The sequence below is a fragment of the Leptospira fainei serovar Hurstbridge str. BUT 6 genome, from assembly GCF_000306235.2.
In the GTDB taxonomy this organism is placed as follows: domain Bacteria; phylum Spirochaetota; class Leptospiria; order Leptospirales; family Leptospiraceae; genus Leptospira_B; species Leptospira_B fainei.
In genome coordinates this window covers 34,299-53,184 of the sequence record NZ_AKWZ02000012.1, presented here as the reverse complement: position 1 = coordinate 53,184, position 18,886 = coordinate 34,299, and the positions used below count along the sequence as shown (strand labels likewise).

Annotated in this window: 17 protein-coding genes; 8 read left to right on the top strand and 9 right to left on the bottom strand. The window is 43.4% G+C overall.

Going from position 1 to position 18,886, the window contains the following annotated elements:
• Window positions 1-48: 48 nt before the first annotated feature.
• Entirely contained in the window at window positions 49-1,293 is a 1,245-nt protein-coding gene (locus LEP1GSC058_RS19525) for a M48 family metallopeptidase (protein ID WP_039948902.1), read from the bottom strand.
• 213 nt (window positions 1,294-1,506) lie between these two features.
• Window positions 1,507-2,541, bottom strand: a complete 1,035-nt coding sequence (locus LEP1GSC058_RS19520; protein ID WP_016551409.1) for an MBL fold metallo-hydrolase — start codon at window positions 2,539-2,541, stop codon at window positions 1,507-1,509.
• Window positions 2,542-2,670: 129 nt separating this feature from the next.
• Here LEP1GSC058_RS19520 and LEP1GSC058_RS19515 point away from each other — a divergent pair, with 129 nt between their 5' ends.
• Together LEP1GSC058_RS19515 and LEP1GSC058_RS19510 are read left to right on the top strand one after the other, a co-directional pair.
• Window positions 2,671-3,372, top strand: a complete 702-nt coding sequence (locus LEP1GSC058_RS19515; protein WP_016551387.1) for a Crp/Fnr family transcriptional regulator — start codon at window positions 2,671-2,673, stop codon at window positions 3,370-3,372.
• Window positions 3,373-3,549: 177 nt separating this feature from the next.
• Window positions 3,550-4,167 carry an SOS response-associated peptidase family protein gene (locus tag LEP1GSC058_RS19510; RefSeq protein ID WP_016551451.1) on the top strand — a complete coding sequence of 206 codons (618 nt, stop codon included), beginning with the start codon at window positions 3,550-3,552 and terminating at the stop codon, window positions 4,165-4,167.
• 107 nt (window positions 4,168-4,274) lie between these two features.
• On the opposite strand, the gene LEP1GSC058_RS19505 is transcribed toward LEP1GSC058_RS19510, so the two are convergent.
• A complete protein-coding gene (locus LEP1GSC058_RS19505) occupies window positions 4,275-5,453 on the bottom strand; it encodes an MFS transporter (RefSeq protein WP_016551428.1) in 1,179 nt (392 codons plus the stop codon).
• A gap of 570 nt (window positions 5,454-6,023) precedes the next feature.
• On the opposite strand from LEP1GSC058_RS19505, the gene LEP1GSC058_RS19495 reads away from it, so the two are divergent.
• On the top strand, window positions 6,024-6,446 hold the full coding sequence (locus LEP1GSC058_RS19495; protein WP_016551436.1) for an SRPBCC family protein: 423 nt from the start codon (window positions 6,024-6,026) through the stop codon (window positions 6,444-6,446).
• A gap of 464 nt (window positions 6,447-6,910) precedes the next feature.
• A complete protein-coding gene (locus LEP1GSC058_RS19485) occupies window positions 6,911-8,713 on the top strand; it encodes a methyl-accepting chemotaxis protein (protein WP_016551461.1) in 1,803 nt (600 codons plus the stop codon).
• Between the two features lie 94 nt (window positions 8,714-8,807).
• Here the strand turns inward: LEP1GSC058_RS19485 and LEP1GSC058_RS19480 are convergent, their stop codons facing one another.
• From LEP1GSC058_RS19480 to LEP1GSC058_RS19465, 3 genes are all read right to left on the bottom strand, one after another.
• Window positions 8,808-9,464, bottom strand: coding sequence for a cysteine hydrolase family protein (locus LEP1GSC058_RS19480; protein ID WP_016551469.1), 657 nt, complete (start codon window positions 9,462-9,464; stop codon window positions 8,808-8,810).
• A 31-nt stretch (window positions 9,465-9,495) separates the two neighbouring features.
• Window positions 9,496-9,654: a hypothetical protein gene (locus tag LEP1GSC058_RS20415; RefSeq protein WP_198014438.1), complete on the bottom strand. Its 159-nt coding sequence runs from the start codon at window positions 9,652-9,654 to the stop codon at window positions 9,496-9,498.
• Between the two features lie 880 nt (window positions 9,655-10,534).
• Window positions 10,535-11,221 carry a TetR/AcrR family transcriptional regulator gene (locus tag LEP1GSC058_RS19465; protein WP_016551433.1) on the bottom strand — a complete coding sequence of 229 codons (687 nt, stop codon included), beginning with the start codon at window positions 11,219-11,221 and terminating at the stop codon, window positions 10,535-10,537.
• A 142-nt stretch (window positions 11,222-11,363) separates the two neighbouring features.
• Between LEP1GSC058_RS19465 and LEP1GSC058_RS19460 the strand changes: the two genes are divergently transcribed.
• Both LEP1GSC058_RS19460 and LEP1GSC058_RS19455 read left to right on the top strand, forming a co-directional pair.
• Window positions 11,364-13,130, top strand: coding sequence for an ArnT family glycosyltransferase (locus LEP1GSC058_RS19460; RefSeq protein WP_016551460.1), 1,767 nt, complete (start codon window positions 11,364-11,366; stop codon window positions 13,128-13,130).
• Window positions 13,127-13,477, top strand: a complete 351-nt coding sequence (locus LEP1GSC058_RS19455) for a Cys-rich protein (RefSeq protein ID WP_016551391.1) — start codon at window positions 13,127-13,129, stop codon at window positions 13,475-13,477. The genes LEP1GSC058_RS19460 and LEP1GSC058_RS19455 overlap by 4 nt, the downstream gene beginning before the upstream one ends.
• A gap of 38 nt (window positions 13,478-13,515) precedes the next feature.
• Here LEP1GSC058_RS19455 and LEP1GSC058_RS19450 read toward each other — a convergent pair whose 3' ends face one another.
• Window positions 13,516-14,097, bottom strand: coding sequence for a lytic transglycosylase domain-containing protein (locus LEP1GSC058_RS19450; protein ID WP_039948896.1), 582 nt, complete (start codon window positions 14,095-14,097; stop codon window positions 13,516-13,518).
• 153 nt (window positions 14,098-14,250) lie between these two features.
• On the opposite strand from LEP1GSC058_RS19450, the gene LEP1GSC058_RS19445 reads away from it, so the two are divergent.
• Window positions 14,251-16,557 carry a sensor histidine kinase gene (locus tag LEP1GSC058_RS19445; RefSeq protein WP_016551424.1) on the top strand — a complete coding sequence of 769 codons (2,307 nt, stop codon included), beginning with the start codon at window positions 14,251-14,253 and terminating at the stop codon, window positions 16,555-16,557.
• Window positions 16,554-17,219: an LIC_20245 family lipoprotein gene (locus tag LEP1GSC058_RS19440; protein WP_016551474.1), complete on the top strand. Its 666-nt coding sequence runs from the start codon at window positions 16,554-16,556 to the stop codon at window positions 17,217-17,219. The genes LEP1GSC058_RS19445 and LEP1GSC058_RS19440 overlap by 4 nt, the downstream gene beginning before the upstream one ends.
• Before the next feature lie 9 nt (window positions 17,220-17,228).
• Here the strand turns inward: LEP1GSC058_RS19440 and LEP1GSC058_RS19435 are convergent, their stop codons facing one another.
• Both LEP1GSC058_RS19435 and LEP1GSC058_RS19430 read right to left on the bottom strand, forming a co-directional pair.
• A complete protein-coding gene (locus LEP1GSC058_RS19435) occupies window positions 17,229-17,981 on the bottom strand; it encodes a hypothetical protein (protein ID WP_016551393.1) in 753 nt (250 codons plus the stop codon).
• Window positions 17,978-18,880, bottom strand: a complete 903-nt coding sequence (locus LEP1GSC058_RS19430; protein WP_016551410.1) for a hypothetical protein — start codon at window positions 18,878-18,880, stop codon at window positions 17,978-17,980. Before LEP1GSC058_RS19430 ends, LEP1GSC058_RS19435 begins: the two co-directional genes overlap by 4 nt.
• Window positions 18,881-18,886: the final 6 nt, after the last annotated feature.

Sequence of the window (18,886 nt, the reverse complement as noted above, 5' to 3'; positions counted from 1 at the left end):
AAGTCAACATAGAATGATTAATGTATGACGAAAACAAAATATTTCGATTTAAGGAGCCGAATATTTTTCGGCCATTTCGATTCGTTCCAGCGTCGTCGGGTGGGAGTGGTTATAAATCACTTCCAATCGGTTCGGATTTAACCGCGACTTATTATCCTTTGCTAATTTTTGTTCGGCGCCGATGAAAGCTTTCTTGTCGTTCGTGAGAATCAGCGCTTCCATATCCGCTTCCGCTTCCTGCGTTCTGCTAAACGTACTCCAAGCCGGTTTGGTAAGAGTGCCGATTAGGGATAATATCAAAAAAAGAAACGGCAATGTAGAAGGCGAATAAAACTCCTTTAGCGGGATTTTTCCTTCCTGCTTCACTCTCAAAAATATAAAACTGAGAATAAAGCAAAGTGCTAAGGTTTCTAAAGTGTTAATGCCGATATCCTTAATTTGATGATTGTGAATCCAATGTCCGATCTCATGCCCTAATACGCTGATTACTTCTTCTTCGGTATGATTCTTAATTAGAGTGTCATACAGAAAGATTTTACGGTTGGATCCCCAACCGGTAAAATAAGCGTTCGTGTGCCCGGAGTATTTGCTTTCATTTATTATATAAACTTCCGAAACTTCTATCTTTGCACGATCGCATAGCTGGACGATTTTATGCTTCAAGCTACCTTCTTCGATAGGATGATATTCGTAAAAAATGGGAGTGATTAAAATCGGAAATAAAACGGAGAATAACAACCCTAAAACGAGCGCACCTAACGGTATAAGATATTTCCAAATATCCTGAAACCTTCGTAAAATATATGCGGCACCTAAACCGATCAAAGTCATGATTACGATTCCGACCGCGAGTGATTTGCCCGTAAAGATAATCCAATCGGAAATCGTCATCGCCGAAAATCCGAATTCGTGTTCCAATACGTATCCGAAATAAAAGCTAAACGGCAATTCGATTAGGAATTTTGCAAAACTCAAAATCAGTAAAAATAACGCTACCGACAGATAGAATCGGTTATTAGTTTTTCTTAGTAGATAGTTTTCCAGTTTGATCGAGAGCGGCGTGAATACGATCAAGCCGGCTAATAGAAAGTCGAGCAAATCGGAAGCTAACGACGCAAAGAAACCTCTCCGTTCATATTCGATTCCGTTCCGAATATCCTCCTCCGTAAAATATTTTAAAATAGTTTCGTGCATTTCCGGCGAAACATCCCCCATGTAAGAAAGATATCTCAAGAGGATTGTGAATACCAATTGCACAAAATACAAAATTAATATAACATTTCGAATCGACATATTCCGGCCCTAGTTTCTTGACGCGAAGTAAGACTGTTAGATCGGATATTCGGGTCAACAAGAATTAAATTCGAATCTTAATTCGGACTTATCGTTCGTAAAAGCGAATTAGCAGAATTCGATTCTGTAAGGGAAGAGATCCGATTTTTCGCGTTTCATAATGAGGAACTCGTATGAAACGGAATCGAAAACCGAATCTCCGCCTAGAGAATTTCATCGACGAATGTTCTGTAATGAATCGCCTGCAAGTAAGGAGATCGGGTTCTTTCCTTGCCATTGGGTAGGCTCATGCCCGTAAATTACTTTTATTTTCGGAAATGCCTTCGAAAAAGAATTCAATTTTCGTAACGCGGCGACGCTCTCTTTTCGGTCTACAGTCGCTCCCGGAGGAATCGTTTTCTCGAAACCGGCTTTCAAGTGAGATGCGTCGAATGTGAAAAGCAAAGGTTCATTTTCGGCATTTAAGAGCACGGCTATTTCTCCCTTAGTATGTCCGAATGCCGGAATTATCCAAACCGATCCATCTCCGAATAAATCTAAAACCTTTCCTAAAATCGGCATTTCATAATAGTTTAGGTCCGGCAGAACGGAGCCTTCAAAATCGATCGATAGGGCCTTAGGAGCATATCCGTGAAAAATCGCGAACGGTTTACCTGCGTCTTCAGCCTCCTCCTTTGATACGAGAATTCGGATCGGTCCTCTTTTGCGCAAGGATTCCATTCCTCCTATATGGTCCCAATGCAAATGAGAGACGATTACGAAAATAATATCCGTATTCGGAATATTCATCTTTGTTAATCTACTGCCTATGTCCGATCCCTTTTCGGATTTACAAGGAATGTTATAGAAAGAACCTATCAGGCTAAAATCGCATTTACCTTCGTCGTTTACGGCAGGAACTCCTGAATCCATTAGGAATTTACCGAATTTCGGATGCTGGACTAGATAACTCAGCGAAGGAACCCATTGCTCTTTTTTCTCCGATGCCGGAGTGTTCGGGTCGTTCCCGTCGATCAGAATGGACGGCCCCGTTAAAACATATCCTGTATGGATTGCAGTCACATTGAGTTTAACCGGACGGGAAAAAACTTCCTTCCAATCGGAAAACCGAATACTTTTTTCTGCAAGCTTTTGCCAATCCCGAAAATCCTTACGTAGGGGAGGGCCTAGAAAACATCCTCCGACAATTAAGGCGCTAAAGAACAACGGAATTCCCGCGGTTATGCACCGTACATCTTTACTTAACATCGTTACCTCCGGGATCGTCTCCGAATCGGGAGTCGATCCATTGATTCGAAGAATAAGCGAACGCATTCAATTGTGCTGGAACTTTTGTTCCAGTTTCCGTTTTATTCTTGGAATAGAGGAAAGAATTACGTGGATTTTTCTGAAAAAGTTTTAAAAGCGATTCAGCTGAGTATTTTTTCGAGAATTAGAAAAGAGTCGTACGAGCCTTTGTTTCAACGGGGCAGGATCGTAAAATTTTCCGCCGGAGAAGTCATACACCAAGCATTTGAAGAGGCCACGTACGCCGGGCTGGTTCTTTCCGGTTTTTTTAGATTGTATCTTTCGTCTCCTTCCGGCAGGCAGGCGACCGTTCGCTATGCACGAACCGGAGAGGTGATGGGTTTAGTCGGGGCGCTTGCCAATCGAGGAACGATAAAGGAATCCGATGATACTTATGTGCAAGCGTTAAGCGACTCCGAAGTGTTCGCAATTTCGTTCCGCGATATTAAGGAATACGGAAAACGTTCTCCGGAACTCTCCTGGATATTTGCCGAAGAATGCGCTTCGAGGGTCTATTCCGTGCTTCGGGAACTTTACGGCGTTGCCTTTACAAGCGTTAGAGAACGATTGGCACGTCATCTACTCTTGACAGCGGTAAGCCAATCGGAACCTCCTTTTCTATCGGTGAGAATGTCGCAGCAAGACTTGGCCGATTCGATCGGCACGGTGCGGGAAGTCATAGTTCGGGAATTGCGTGCATTGAAAGCCGCAGGATTGGTTTCCTCTACGGGAAGTAAAATCGAGATTTTAAACGCGGAGGCATTATTGGGACTCTTCGAAGAAAACAATTAAGATTCCATTATGGGATTATCGCTAGACTCGGTGAATATTTCCGACAGATTGGATCGCATTATGGAAACTGGAAGGTTAAACCTAACGACGGATATATGATTATATACATCTTTCGGCTTAGTCACACTTATCCGAAAATCGATTGATTTTCTTCCTTTCTCCTTCGAAAATTAATCAATGTGCGATTCTTATAGCATCAATGCAGTAGCCGATCAAATCATTTCACAGTTTGAAATTAACGGTGAACCCGAGAGTATCGGTGAAAAATACAGATTGAATCGAAACGTTGAGCCCGGAGATATCGCTCCGGTTTTAATTTCAAAGGGAGAAGACCGTATTCTCAGGAATTATAAATGGGGAATTTGGAATAGTAAGAGTCAAAAATACGAAACGATCGCTCGAATTGAAAGTATTAAGACGTCTCCGCTTTGGAAGGACGCGATCAAAGATAAGGATTCCCGTTGCATTATTCCCGCGAGTTCTTTTTTCGAATGGAAAGTGATTTCCGAGGAAGAGAAGGTCAATGTTGAAATTTTTCATAAGTCCGACGAATTATTCGCCTTTGCGGGCTTACATGTGCATTACCATGAAAACGGTAAAATTATACCGGGATTCGCCATTATTACCGTTCCGGCGTCTTTGGAAATGACTCCGGTAGGGGATCACCAGCCTGGGACCATCGCGAAAGAAAATTTCGATGCCTGGCTGGAAGGTAGCGCTGATCCGATTCCGCTGATTCGAAGCGAGCGGGGAATAACCTTTGAAATAAAGAGTCGAATCGGCTCCGATTCCTGACTCTTAAGACTAATTATATTTTTATTATATATTCTCTTATGAAACCGCGTGAACTTTCCCGAGAGAATTTGGATCATTCGAGCTTGTCGTTTAATCAGGGAAGATAATTAATTTTTACCCGAAACAGTTTTAAAAGAAGCTAGATAAAGTAGAACAAAAATTGCAACTATGGAGGAAACGATAAAGACGATAGGCGCGCCGAATGCGTACCATAAGAGTCCTGCAAACGAGCTGGCAAGCAGAGCCGCGAGACTATTGAGTCCGGCGAATGTTCCGATTGCAGTGGCCGCGTCGTTAGAACTCGTAATATTCGTAATCAACGCCTTCGTGATTCCTTCCGTAGACGCGGCATAAATTCCGTAGATGAAAAATAATAGATAGAAGAATTCCTTCTTCTCCGCAAAGGCCATTCCAAAATAGACTATGCTGAACAAACCCAAGCCGAGCAGTAGAATCCGCTTTAATCCTATTTTATCCGATAGGATTCCGACCGGAAAGGATGCGATTGCGTAGATTAGATTATAGAAAATATAAACCCCAATCACTTCCAAATCGGTAAACCCTTTATTCTTAACCATCATCAGCAAAAAAACGTCGGAGCTATTCACTAAAGCGAAAACGAGCAACCCTATCGACAAACGTCTGTATGCGGCGGGACTCTCTTTCCAGTAATTCAAAAACGAGAAGAATCCCGTCGGCTTTACCGTCGGGGAAGAGGTAGCCTTCTTTTTCTCCTTTAGAAATCGGGAAGTAATCACGGCAAGAATACCCGGAATTACGGCCCAATAGAAAAGAGAGGAATAATCGTCCGGAAAAAAATGCAGATAGATAATAGCACAGACGGGACCTATTACGGCGCCAAGAGTATCCATCGAACGGTGAAATCCGAAAACGGTTCCTTTCGTTTCCGGTGTGGCTTCTTCGGATAATAAAGCGTCACGAGCGCCGGTTCGTAATCCCTTTCCGAATCGATCCAATGTTCTCGCGGAGAAGATCCATACCGGGACAGTCAATAACGCCATCATCGGTTTGGAAAGAGCGCTTAAAAAATATCCCCATTGTACGAAGGGGACCCTTCTGCCACTCGCGTCCGAAAGATTTCCGAAATATCCTTTGCTCAAACCCGCCGTTGCTTCCGCGAAACCTTCTAAGATTCCGATTAATAAAACGGAAAACCCGATGCTTTTTAAGTACAGAGGGAGTATAGGATATAGCATTTCGCTGGCAATATCCGTAAACAAACTGATGAACGAGAGAATCCAGATAGATTTTGTAATCGCTTTCATATCGATAATGTGATGTGCATCTTTATCCGCCGATTTTCCTGAATGGGAAACCGTTTGAATATAAGCTAAAAATTGTCAGAAGATTCAACTAAGAACGGATGCGTTTGAAGGGGAAGTCGTTTTTTGGGAGATCCATAACAATTCCAGTATCGTATCGACTGGATTGGGAGAATTCTCCGAAAGAAGAGCGAAAGGATAAATTGAGATCGGAATTGCCCGAGGTGCAGAAGAATGATTCTTGGTGCAGAGGTAGAGGAGGAAGAAATGTAAAAAGAGATGGTTAAGATTCTGCTGGGATGAAAAAAGTACACGGTTTTTGAGACGGAAAGGAAGCGATAGAATTCGATACAAAGTCGAAATAGCGGAAGGGCCAAGTAAAAGTAGTAGTACTAGAAACCCTAGAAATAAATACTCGAAAAGGTATGAAAGCCCTGGACATGCGGATCTCTTGATTTCAAAAAGAAGACCGTAAATTCCTTTTAATCTCGATTTGACAACAGATTAATGTAACGGGAATTCTCCGTCGATTCTTTCGGATCGCATAGAACGTAAATCTCGGGATTTTTAAGCATGAATGATATTTTTGAAGTTTTGCATTTAAGTATTTCGGTCGATTTACCCAAACAAATCGTTTATGATTTCCTATCCGAGCCTCGTAATTTCCCCGAATGGGCTTCCGGCTTATGTAAATCCATTTCTCCGGGAGAGGGTGACGAATGGTTGATCGAAGCGCCTGAGGGGAATTTGCGGGCAAGATTTACCGATAGAAATATTCACGGGGTGCTCGATCATTACGTGATTCTTGAATCGGGAAATGAAATATATATTCCTATGCGCTTGATTTCGAACGGTTCCGGTTGCGAACTTATTTTAACTTTGTTCCGTCTTGCCGATATGACATCGGAAAAATTTAAAGAAGACCGGGATTGGGTTTTGAAAGATCTCCATACTATGCGATCATTATTGGAGAAAAAATTTTCCAAGAGAAATTGATATGCTGCCTTTATCCGATCGGTATATACTAAATTTATTATACAATTCGTTCGGTTCGAACGGAAAGTAATCTGAAAGACCGTTTTTGCACGGCGCCTTCGACGCCGGTAGAATTTCGGATTTCGAACCGCCAGGGATATGCAGGGCGGCAGTCCCGAGCAAAGCTTCGGGAATATTTCTTTTGAGGTATTGATTTCTGCGAGGGATGAGTCGCTATGCGACGAACCCGAAATAGCCCGGCCCGAACGAAAGAGAGGGGGCGGCCATATTTACCCTCGAAAGTATTCGAAGACATGATTCGAAAGAGGCGCAGGTGTGTCGGAATTCCGGCTTTTTGGTTGATTGTTTCGTGTCATAACGCGGGACCTAAGAAAGTTGTGTGCAAGACTTTAGGGATTTCGTCATATATCTTGAAACTAAAGAAATTTATTGTTTCTATATATATAAATACGGAAAGTTAGATTATGAATCAGAGGGAATCCCGCAAACTACGTTGGAAAATTACGATAGGAATGGAAGTGTTAACTTCCATTTTAGCAGTTCCTCTAGCAGTCTTGTTTATTATTGCCGCGGGTGGTTACGACTTTCATAAATCCTTAGCGTTGATCATCAGCTCCTGCATTTCGCTCGTGACCTCTTTCGTCGTGCCTGCCATTCGGTTTTTCTATCTCGGTAGAATTCTCAGAGTCCTTGAACCCGAAGAATGGAGTAAATTAAACGCGGCCGGTAAATCACGGACGAAAGCGAGAATCCTCAACTTTCCTCTTTTGAATACTTTTTTTTACGTAATTCAGTGGAGTTACGGAATAACCTCGGCTTGGCGGATTATGCATCTTTCCTTTCAGCCGACTTTTCTCGAATCTTTACCGTTTGCCTTTCTTCCGGCAATCATCTATCCGATTTTAGGGGTATCCCATTTCTTTTTGACCGAATCGATTCTTTCGTCGGTTCTTGAATCCGATATGTTAAGCGGCATACAAACGCAAGCTTCTTCAGTCAGGAAAGTTTCGATTTTCTCCCGTATATTCGCTACGATTGCGTCAATTTCCCTATTACCGGTAGTCATCTTCGGTTATTTGCTTTTCGAGGAAACCAAAGGTTGGGTTAAACTTGGAGATGTGACTACTCCGCTCGCGCTTACAGTGTTCTTTATGTTGATCACGGTTGCGGTCGCCTCCTATTTACTCGCAGCTAGCATTCGGAAGAATTCCGGAAATATGGTAAAAGCATTCGACGAAATGTCGAAGGGAGATTTGACGATAGAATTGCCGATGCTCTCTACGGACGAATTGGGCAATAGTAGTAAATCGTTAAACGATTTCGTTAAACGACTTAGAATTATCGTGAAGAGTGTGATTCGAGAAGCCGAAAAACTTTCGGGCAGTTCCAAAATTTTGGAAGAGAATACGAAAGAACTATCTAGAAAGATGCAGGAGCAGGCCGCGGCTACGGAGCAAATGAGCGCCGGAGTGGAGGAGATTGCGGCATCGGTAAGTTCGACAGCCTCCCGTGCCGACGGGCAGGCGGCAATCACGCAAAAAGCGACCGATTCCTTGGCGGAATTGGACGGTCGGATTCGACAAGTTCACCTGGCGCTTTCGGAAACTAAGAGCGATGCGGATAAGATGAAGTTCGAGACGGCAAAAGGCGAAGAGGCGCTGCTCGGAACCAAAAAGGCTATGGCAGACATTGAAGAGAGTACTTCTAAAATGGGAGCCACAGTAAATGTCATTCACGAGATTACCGATCGAATCGGGTTACTCTCCTTAAATGCCGCAATCGAGGCCGCAAGGGCAGGCGAGGCCGGAAAGGGATTTGCAGTGGTCGCTCAAGAAATTTCTAAACTAGGGGAACAGACCCAAGAGAATGCGAAGAGAATTCGGGCTGCAATTCAAGAAGCTTTAACCGCGACGAAAAGCGGCCGGGAAGTGATCGAATCGACTCAGACAATCTTTCAAAAGATAGGACAAACAGTAGGGATCACGCTAGATCGAATATCCGAAGTCGCCGATTTGTCGGATTCCCAACTTTCCGCGAGCGGCAATGTTCGATCCGCATTTACGGATTTATCTCGATCGGCGGACGAAATTAGAAATCATACGCAAGAACAGTCTCAGACGTCGGCGGAATTTTCCAAAACCATCGTATCGATATCCGAAACGACCGAACTGTTAAATAGAGTGGTGAGCGACATAGACAACCTTGCGGAAAAACTCGCTCATCAGGCTGCAAGTTTGAAAGGCGACGTCGAGTTTTTTAAAACCTGATCCTTATCGATTCTTAAATCAAAGGAGAGTTGCCGTTGCCTAAAAACTCACCGAGAATTTACTCGAGTGAGACTTTGGACTCGCCAGTCAAAGGCTACTTTGCCGATTTAGCAAGAGCTGCCAGAAAATCGTCGGAAGATATGATTTCGGCTTGTCTGGGAAATACTTTTTCCATCAATACTTGGTGCGTCTCCGGATCTTTATCCGCACAGAGGTCTTTGAGTATTATACTCTTATAATCCGCGTCCGATGCATGACGTAACGTGGAGAGAACGACTCCGCTCGTCGCGACCCCGAACATAACTATCGTATTGATTTCTTTTGCTCGCAAGATCATATCCAAGTCCGTACCTAGGAACGCGCCGACTCTGTGTTTCGTAATTATGATGTCTTCGGGCTTCGGTGAAACGGAGGAATGAATTGCCAACAATTTCGGATCCTGACCTAATCCACCGGACTTTTTGATGGAGCTAAACATCAGGTTATTCGGGCTAATTTCTGGAAATCCGGGGCGAAAGCCGACAACGATATAAATTACCGGGAGTCCGATTTTTCTCGCTTCCGAAAGCACCTTGTCGGCCTTTACTAGAACTCCTTCGGAGGTCTTCATATATCCACCGTTGATAATTGCATTTTGATAATCCATGATTAACACCGCTGTTTTTCGAATATCAAACGTCGGTTTTGTATCTGCAAAGATTAAAGTTGGAAATGAAATAAGAAACAGCATAGCCGGTAAGATTCGATTCATAAACGAAGATTAGCAGCTTGCCCGTTTTTCGTCACTCTTTTTGAATTCTTAATCGTATAAGATTCGGATGGATCGATTCATTTTTTTGCGGCGCATCGCCGACCGGTATAGCATTCCAAGGGTCTGAAGTGTGCAAATATCCGGTCTTATTTCCGGATGAGCAATTACTCGTATGAAAAGAATTTTTCATACAGACCCTGAAGTTCTCTTTCGGGTAATTGCCGAATTCGCTCGAAGGACGGCTCATTTTTAACCGAAATAGCGAGTCTTCCGCGCAGGAGTTTATTTCGATCTTATTGGGATATGATTGCCGTGTTCGGAAAAAAAGAATATTAACCCGGATTCTACCGCCGATCTTGTACGAATTCAGAACGTCGGTTTATGCAGTGATTCTGATCGGCTTCAAACAGGCACAAGGACTACTAATAAATATACCCAATTTGTGGCCCGGAAAATGAATGAAATGGTCTTGATTGAACTATCAATGCGATTTCTTAAAAAGAACTATCGAAGTTACTTTCTAAAATTTCTCCAAAACATTCCGAATCATAGAAAGATTCATTAGAATACACGAATGGACGATCCTGCGTTTCGGGGGAATGCAACAATTCGGATTGTTTGGTATCGGAAAGGATTACTTCGGATTCTCTTTTCGTGTTCACGCCTTGCCTTCTTTATCTATGATAGCGAATTTTTAGACGATTTATTCTACACCGATATCAAATATTCCGTTTCATTAATTTGTATTTTATAATAAAAATTTTATGCGAATGGTGAATCCTCGCCGTTTGTTATATCTGCCTTTAGTCCGAAGGTAGTAATGATTAAGGGTTGGTCTTTGGAAACCCTTCCTGGGCGGGGGCCGGTCGGTGGTACCCGCGAAGGCTTGCGGTTTCGCGAATATCATTTCTTTTTGTTTGCAAGCATTTTTGAATGGATTTTCTGTGGGAGCTCACACATAGGAATTTACAGGATTTTCATTGACATTTCGTCCATTGCGTGTTATTAAATCGGATCTTGTAAAACCGCCTCCATCCCCCACCCAGGAAGGGTGGGCGATGGAAAAAAATCTAATCAGATTTCAATCCTTTATGTAATAACCGAACCATCTCTCGGATTGTTGCTTTGATTTCCGGCTCGGGAACCTTGTAGACGATTTGCCCCATGAAGCCTAAAGCAAACGTAAGCGAGGAAACTCCGAATGCGACAGACTTTAGATCCACTTTAGAATCGATTTCGCCGGCTTTTTTAAATTTTTCTAATTCTCGAACCATTTCCGGGATTGCTTTTTCATAGATTTTCGTTTGTATAATTTTGCTTACGTTGGCATCTAAGATGATTCTGCTCACCGCAACTTTCATGAAATCGGAATAGTTTCTAAATTCGGAACATCGCTCCAAAATAGAGTCGAGCAAAGCTTCTTCCAGATGAGTATAATCCTTAGCTGTGGGAGATTTCTTGAGAAGAGCATCTCCATTTTCGTCCAGCTCTTCCGCTCTGGTGAGAATTGCTTCCAACAGACCCTGCTTTCCGCCGAAGTATCTCATTATGAGGGCTTCATTCGCGCCTGCTAAGCTAGCGATATCTTTAGTTGTAGCTGCGTCGTATCCTTTTTGCGCAAAAACCTGAATCGCGGCTTTCATTAAAGCTTTCTCTGTTCCGATACGGTCCCTTTTCTTAGGGGACGATTTTGTCGCGGACAAAGTTGAGGATTTCCGAACCTCTTTTTTGATCTTCTTTTTTACAGGTTTTGTCATTTAACCGTCCACAGGAAATGTATACCGACCGTTGCCTAATCAGCCAAGCGGATTTTTCATTTTGTTAAACTTTTCGCGCTTGCTCGGCATTCCGGTCCTTCGGAAGAATGTAAAATGTAAGTAAGTAATTACATAGTAGATAATGAGCGCGCTTGAATTTCAAACAAAATCTTCTCAACTTTCAAAGGAAAATAAACCGTCTCAACAGAACCTCGAAAACGATCCTTTTTGGGGATTCTGGATCAGGAAAGGGGACTCAATGTATATAGCTCTTCTCTTATTGCTCGGGTTAGGTCTCTTATTGCCGGGTTTAGGCAGTTATCAAATTCTTACGCAAGGCGACGAAGAAATGCATATTGCGACGATTCGTGAAAGTCTTCAAAGTTCCTCGTTTCTATTTCCGAAATTTGAAGGAGTGATGAATCTTTACAAACCTCCTGCGCTCTTTTGGTCCGGAATCGCCGCGGATTCTATTTTTGGGACCAGCGTTTTTGCGGAAAGATTCCCATCCTTCCTTCTTTTTTTATCTGCGGCACTTTGCATATACTATGGTTTGCGAGTCGTAGGTTCTCATCCTTTCTTCGCTTTTGCATTTTCAGCATCCTTCTTATTCACTTTGGGAACGTTTAAATTTTCCCGGCTAGTTATGATGGAGGCGTTTCTTGTCTTTTTCGTGGCGGCCGTGTCCGTTTTAGTTCTTAAGTATCGGGTTTCACACAAACGACGATGGCTGGTTGCAGCCGGAATTCTTTCCGGTTTGGCCTTCTTGGTGAAAGGCCCGCTATTCCAGGTCTATGCCGGAATCGTATTAGTATCGTTTTCAAGCGTAAGCGTCTTTATCGTTAACTCGGCCGGAAAGTGGACCGGGTTCAAAAGAATCGGGAAGGAAATTCAAGATAACGTAATATTTCACCTTTCGGCTCTCGTCGTTCCTGCATTATGGATTATCAGCTTATTATCGTTTTCCGAAGCGGGACGAGAGTTTCTGGCTTTCTTTTTTCTAACGGAAAATTTGGGAAAATTTTCCAGTGCAACTACGAATCAAGGGGAGTGGATTCTTCCCGCAGGCTGGCTGCTTTATAGCCTGCCTTTTTCATTCTTACTTCTTTTTGCAAATATATATGCGATTACTAATAAAGCGAAAAATTACGGGCAAGTTTTAGGAAAGACGTTCGTATGGGCATCCATTGCGATTCTTATGATTCATCTTACCCCGAATCGTAAGGATTTCTATTATGCTCTTCCGATATTACCTCTTGCATTTCTCGGAGCCGGAGTTTTCTTTTCTCGAACTGATTTGGAAATCTTGAAAAAACCTCTATCCTATAATATGGGTTTTTTAATCGGTTTTGGAGCCTTTCTCACGGTCGGACAAGTTTGCTACGAATGGATTGTTGGAGCTGCTACAGTTCTCGATATATTATCCGCAATTCTTGCCGTCTCAGCGTTCATTGCGTTCATTCTTACGCCTAAATTAGTAAATAATATTAGTATATACGCGATTAGTAATATAGTTATCGCAGGCATCTTAATGGCCTACGTTCAATTTTCTTTAATCCCCGGCTTAAGCTTGTCGGATTTTCCCGATTCGGGACCAATTTTAGAAGCAAAGAAAGTTTGCGTAATTGCGGAGAATCCCTGGACGGCACTTTCGTATAAGAATGCCTTAGTCGGCTCGGATGTGGCCCATTCGGTTCCGGGCTCGGAACGGAATTGTATCGATGGCGATCGGGCGGTCATCGACTATATTACGCATTGGAAACCTAGAGCAGACTATAAACTCGTTCAATCCTGGCCGATCCGAAAAAGGGAGCTCACATTGTCCGAATTTCTCGAAAGCGGCCACGGCCAAGAATTAATCTTCTATTATGAACCTACTCACATATTAAAAAATTCGGAGGCAAGATGACTTCTCCCTGGCTTGTAAAAGTCTTCCGCTATCTTCCCATTCTACTGCTTGGAATTGCCATAGGGGGATTCGTAGCGGTAAAATACGCAAAACTGCCGGGTTCTATCAGCAAAGGCGATTGGGAAGGCAAGGAGATCTGTATCGAATATTGCGATTCCCTAACTCGATGTACGAAAGAATCCTTACCGCAAGCTTCGGAAGATCAATTATATAAGATGGAGAATTCTTGTTTGAGAGGTTGCAGAAAACATTTCGATAAAATGCAGGTCTGCTTGATTCCGGAGAAGATGTCTTCCTGCACCCATTTAACGTCCTGTTTATTTCAGGAAATTAAGAAGTACTATTAGAAAATAACTTTTTGGTATTGGAAACCGATTCTGGAGGATTATCCCTTCCAGAATCGGTTTACTTTTTTAACGTAATCCTTGGTTTCTTTAAAGGGGGGAATTCCCTTATGCTTTTCCACAGCGCCGGGCCCGGCGTTATAAGCTGCGATAGCTAGATCCGTATCGCCGAATCTTTTTACTAGATCCCCTAAAAATTTTGTTCCTCCCGATATGTTCTCGGCAGGATCGAAAGGATCCTCGACTCCCAACATTTCCGCCGTTCCGGGCATTAATTGCATTAATCCGATCGCTCCTTTCCGCGAGATAGCATTCGGTTTAAAATCCGATTCCGCTTTAATCACTGATTTTACTAAATTCGGATCCAGTCCGTTTCGGGCCGACTCTTGCTGAATGAAGCCGGAAAGGCCTAGAGTATCCAAATCTCCTCTAACGTTTCGAGTGTTCTCGATGGCGGATAACTTTGAATTTAGAATTTCGGAAAAGGATTCTTGGGTATTGGCTGTAGGAACTACGTCAGCCCGGTTTTCGTCCGTCTTGTGGACAAATTTATCCGGAATTCCTCGAATTTCTTCCATCCGGCTTAGTATACTTTGAAAGGCAGGTAGATCAGTCAGCTTCATCAGTCCTCGGGTCGAATTATAGTCCGTTCGGTATAAAATGACTTATTATGTCTCTCGGCTATTTTTAGGGGCTTCTGAAGCGTTTTTTAGGTCTTTTCACAGTTTGAGAAAAGGGTTGGTTGAAAAAAGATAAGGATATTGAAGGATAGGCCGGTGATTGAAATAGAGATAGTCACTACTCCTCGGCTTACCGCCTTCCCGGTATTCTTGGCATTCAGCCGGGGATATTTCGAAGAAGAAGGTGTAAAAGTTCGTGTACGCGTCCTGAAGAGTTACGAAGCGGTTTTTGCTCATTTGAGAGAAGGAAGAGCCGAAGCAGGAGAGGTTCCGTTTACCGCTTGGCTTGACCAACAATTGCGTCGGACTTCCCCGAATTGGACCATATACCGGGGTATTATTCTATCCTGCTTAGTTCAGGGATTTTATTCAGCCTCATATATGGAAGCGGAGGCGATACGTGACTCTTATCACAGTTTTTTACCGATCCTTCACCCGTTGTCCCTAGATCGATTCGTGGCGGAGGAATTTTTCCGATCGGAAAACTATCATAGAAGAAAGCCGGTGCCTTATTTGGTTACTCGCCCGACCCTATTAGTGCACGAATTTATAAGAGCGGAATGCTTAGGGGTTGCGGCATCATTGCAGGAGTATCCTTTTTTCGGCGAAAAGGGTTACTGTCTCACCGTGGACAATGAGATTCCGCCGTACTATCTTCCGACGAACATGCTAGCGTTTACGGGAAGATTTGCGTCTAAATTTCCCGACGAGGCGAATCGGGTTTCGAGGGCTTTGAAAAAGGCTATGGAAGATCTTGCCAATCATATAGCTTACGAAGGCGATTCGTACGTGGCCGATTGGGTAGGTCCATGTCCTTGGAAACCGGTGGATTTGGACGGATTTTACAGACGTCCTGTTTCGGAATTGGGACGGATCCTTTCTAGCATGCCTTCGTTAGACGACGTCCGATTTGTCGTGGAAATATATAGAAAGACATATCCGGGAGACGGTCAAACCGCTCAATTATTGGATATGGCTGCACAGCGGGTAGCGGATAATCCCTTCCCGAAATTTCCCGGCGCGCTGGATTTCAAAAAAACGAAATTACATACGGAATATTATTCAACCCTACATCCGAATCGCAGCCTGAACAAGAAAGAACTCACGAAATCTCCCCTGCGAAACTTAGTCACGGACATGAAAGAACTTGCGTTGGGTTTATTTTCGGGTCGGCGGGAGATGTCTTTAGATCAGCAGATCCCGACAAGTCCTTATCTTTTTATTCGTTCGACGATCAATAGTATATTAGATTATCTAAATCAAGAAATACGTGATTTAGAAGAAAAGAACAAACGCCTCATGGAGGATAATTATCTCTTAGAGACCCGCCTTGATATAAGCGATTTAAAGAGACAAACTACCGAAGAACGCTATCGCTATATGTTCGAATTCGCGACGGACGCGATGATAATCGTTAACGCGGATACAAGAATGATAGTGGACGCTAACCGCCGTTTTCGGGAGGTTTCCGGATACCAAGGTTCCGAAATCAAAAATATCAGACTAGCGAGAATTCTACCGGACATTCTGGACCAAAACGAACTGAAAGCGCCTGGGGGAAAAGATCAGAATATGGCATTTCTTCCCGAGGCGACTTTGATTTTAAAGGACGGGACTCGGTTTTCGGTAGGCTTAAGCGTAACCGGATTTAGCGCCGAAACAAAGAGATTTTATCAAATCCAAGTCAGTGATAACGCGCTCGTTTTGGAATCGGAGAGAATCAAACACGAATTTATTTCCAATATCTCCCACGAACTAAGATCCCCGATGACGAACATTCAAGGGTACTTCGATTTACTTTTGTCGGATCCAGTCCTAACGTTAAACGAAGAGCAAAAGGAAATGGCCGACGTAATTCGTAAGAACGTACGGAGACTGAATTTCCTGATTGAAAATCTGCTTCAGTTGGAAAAGAAGGATTCCCAGTCATCCGAGGAAATGGAGGAAATTTTCGACCCTGCGGTGGTTATCGAGGAAGTCTTGTACATTAATTCTCCGCCGGCAGTCGAGAAAGGTTTGGAAGTCGTATCCAATCTTGCCAAAGGATTGCGGATAAAGGGGGTTCGATTCGAGTTTTCTCAAATCGTCACCAACTTGTTTGTGAATGCAATCAAATATACGGAAAGGGGAACTGTTGACGTTACCTTAAAGAAGATTTCCCCTTCCAAATTAGAACTTAGCGTTATCGACATGGGCATCGGAATCGATCCGAAATATAAGGAAATGATTTTTGAACGATTTTTTCGCGTGCCGGATCAGCGGAATCGTACCGTTGGAGGAACCGGCCTCGGGTTATCGATTAGCCGTACTCTCGTGAATAAAATCGGCGGGGAAGTCTTCGTAGAGCCCAACCCAAAAGGTGGAAGTATTTTTAGGGTCGTTTTACCCTTATTTACCGCATGAAGCATCGATTTTTCTTTTATTCGATTTTTGTGATTCTACTTTTATCGGTGTTACTGATTGCCTTTTGGTCTCCTGCCGATAACGAAAGGAAGTCGGAGCTCCTTCAAGGCGGGCTCTCCCAAGATACCGTTTCCAGAAAGGAAAGTTCTCTTTTTGATAGCTCATCCGGGTTTGTGGATTTCTCCGGCTCTACGGAAGAAAAAGTCTCGGATCCGAACGAACCGAAGATCCCGGAAGAAAAAAAATCTTACTTGGATAAGTTGAGCGATGAAGACAGAGCAAAGCTTTATGAGCAGATGTACGAAAGGTTCAAACCGCTTGCGGATCGGTTCCCGAACAATCGATTGATTCCCCGTAAAATCTCTTCGGAAGAAGCCGTCAAACGCAAAGAAGAAGAGGATAATTACTATCGCATCCAGAGCGACCTTCTAGATAGAAAGGAGGTTTCCAAAGAGGATATGAATTTCTTTTTGGATACAAAATTGAAAAGATCGGACGATATGCTGGAAATTCTTAAGTATAGCATGGAGAACTTTGAAAAATCTTCCGCCTCCGATCGATCAACAAACAGCGAATACGGAAAAATAGTCAAAGAGAGAATCGAGAATATCGAAAAGAGCAGGGGGGAAGTTCTTGCATCAAAAAAAAGTAATGAAAATTAACGGGTTCGTTTAACGCCTATGTTTCCCTTTTTTCTTTTTCGCGATAAGTTTCTTTTTCCCTGCGGCCTTTTTTGTGATCGGTAAATTCATATCCGCAAGAAGAGCGGTGAGCGAAAATAACGGTTCTAGTCCTAGGAGTTCCAACAAAGGCAGAATTTTCGTAAAGCCGACCTGCTTAAGCAAAATCAGGGCGTTCTTCGTTCCGAATCCCTTTAGGAGTCGGGGGATTTCGGCGACACCCCTTTTTTGCATCCATTCGGCGCATTCCTGCGGAGTCAGAGCATTCGCTAACGGGATAAAGTCTTTGACCGGAAGGGACTTCGCTAATTCCAAAAACGATTCCAGGCCGACAGCATTCAAATATTCTAAAGATCGAAGAGATCCCAATCCTTGTAAAATTTCAACGATTGCCTTATGTCCTAACGCTTGATTAATCTCTCGGACATCTTCCGCCGGTAGGGCCTGAGCTAAAATCGTCAAGTCCGGCAATCCCAAATGTTTTACGAAAAAAACAAGGTCTGCCGGATCCGATTCCCGAATCAGCGGAACTAAAATCGTTTCCGGTATAGACTGGATGAGCGAGACTATTTCCTTTTCACCCAGATGCTGACTTAGATAAAGTAGCTTTTTGTGGTCCACTTTTTCCGAGATGGAAAATAGGGCTTCATATCCTAAATTTCGAAATAGCTGAAACGATTTCTGCGGACCGAGTTTGTCCAGATATTCTAGAGCATTTTGAATTGTGGATATGACTTTTTTCAACCTAGTATATCCTTCAATATTTCTAAAATCAGGGGCGAAAGATTCCTTTTTTTATTTACTTCCCTAAGATTATGGGCAGCGTCCTCGGCAACCTTACCGATCCAAAGTTCCAGCTCCGTAGCGGAAAGGCCAAGGAATTCCCTGATCGTTTCCTTTCGGTAATGATTCAGCAAGGTGTCGCGCGCTGTTGCGTACAAATTCTCTATTGCGGATTGAACTTTCAAATCGGAAGCAACGGCGCGTCTAAGGCGGTCCACTCGAGGTCCGATTTGTCCGCCGTCAACTCTCCCCATTTCGGCAAATCCGGTTTTAAAAAGAAGTCGCAGTGTGTTTCGAAGCGCCGATTGGATTTCCGTTGCCCCGGAACCGATCGAGACAAAATCCGCGATACGTTCCGTAAAAGCGGGTAATAAGGATGATAAGAATTGAGAAACTTGCTTTTCCAAACCGGCAGCTTGAAAGACGCCGTGCAACGGGTTGATTTTTTTATGGAACTCGGTTAAGACTTTCTCTAATCCCTGGGAAAGGATATCCTGAATTTCAGGTTGGTTTAGTATTCCTAAAATCAGATTCTTGGACGGCGCAGCCTGAGTGCCGGCAATCAACTCTACTAAGGCTTCTCTAGTTTCTTCGGATAAAAATTCATCGAATGAACTGTGCGGGAACGCTTTTTCGATGGGGAATTCTTCCGACAAAACTTGGATCTTTTCTTCGGGTAGTCGAATCAGACCGACTAAGGATGGAGAAAGACGGATGTTTTCGGGTAAGAGTTCTTCCAAACTTGAATCGAATAAAAAATGTAAGCTCCTGCGGAAAGACTCTTCGAGTCGCCCGGGTTGCGTAAGCCAGACGGTAACTCTGGACTTTCGCGATCGAAAAAAACCGATTCGAAACGCCAAACGATT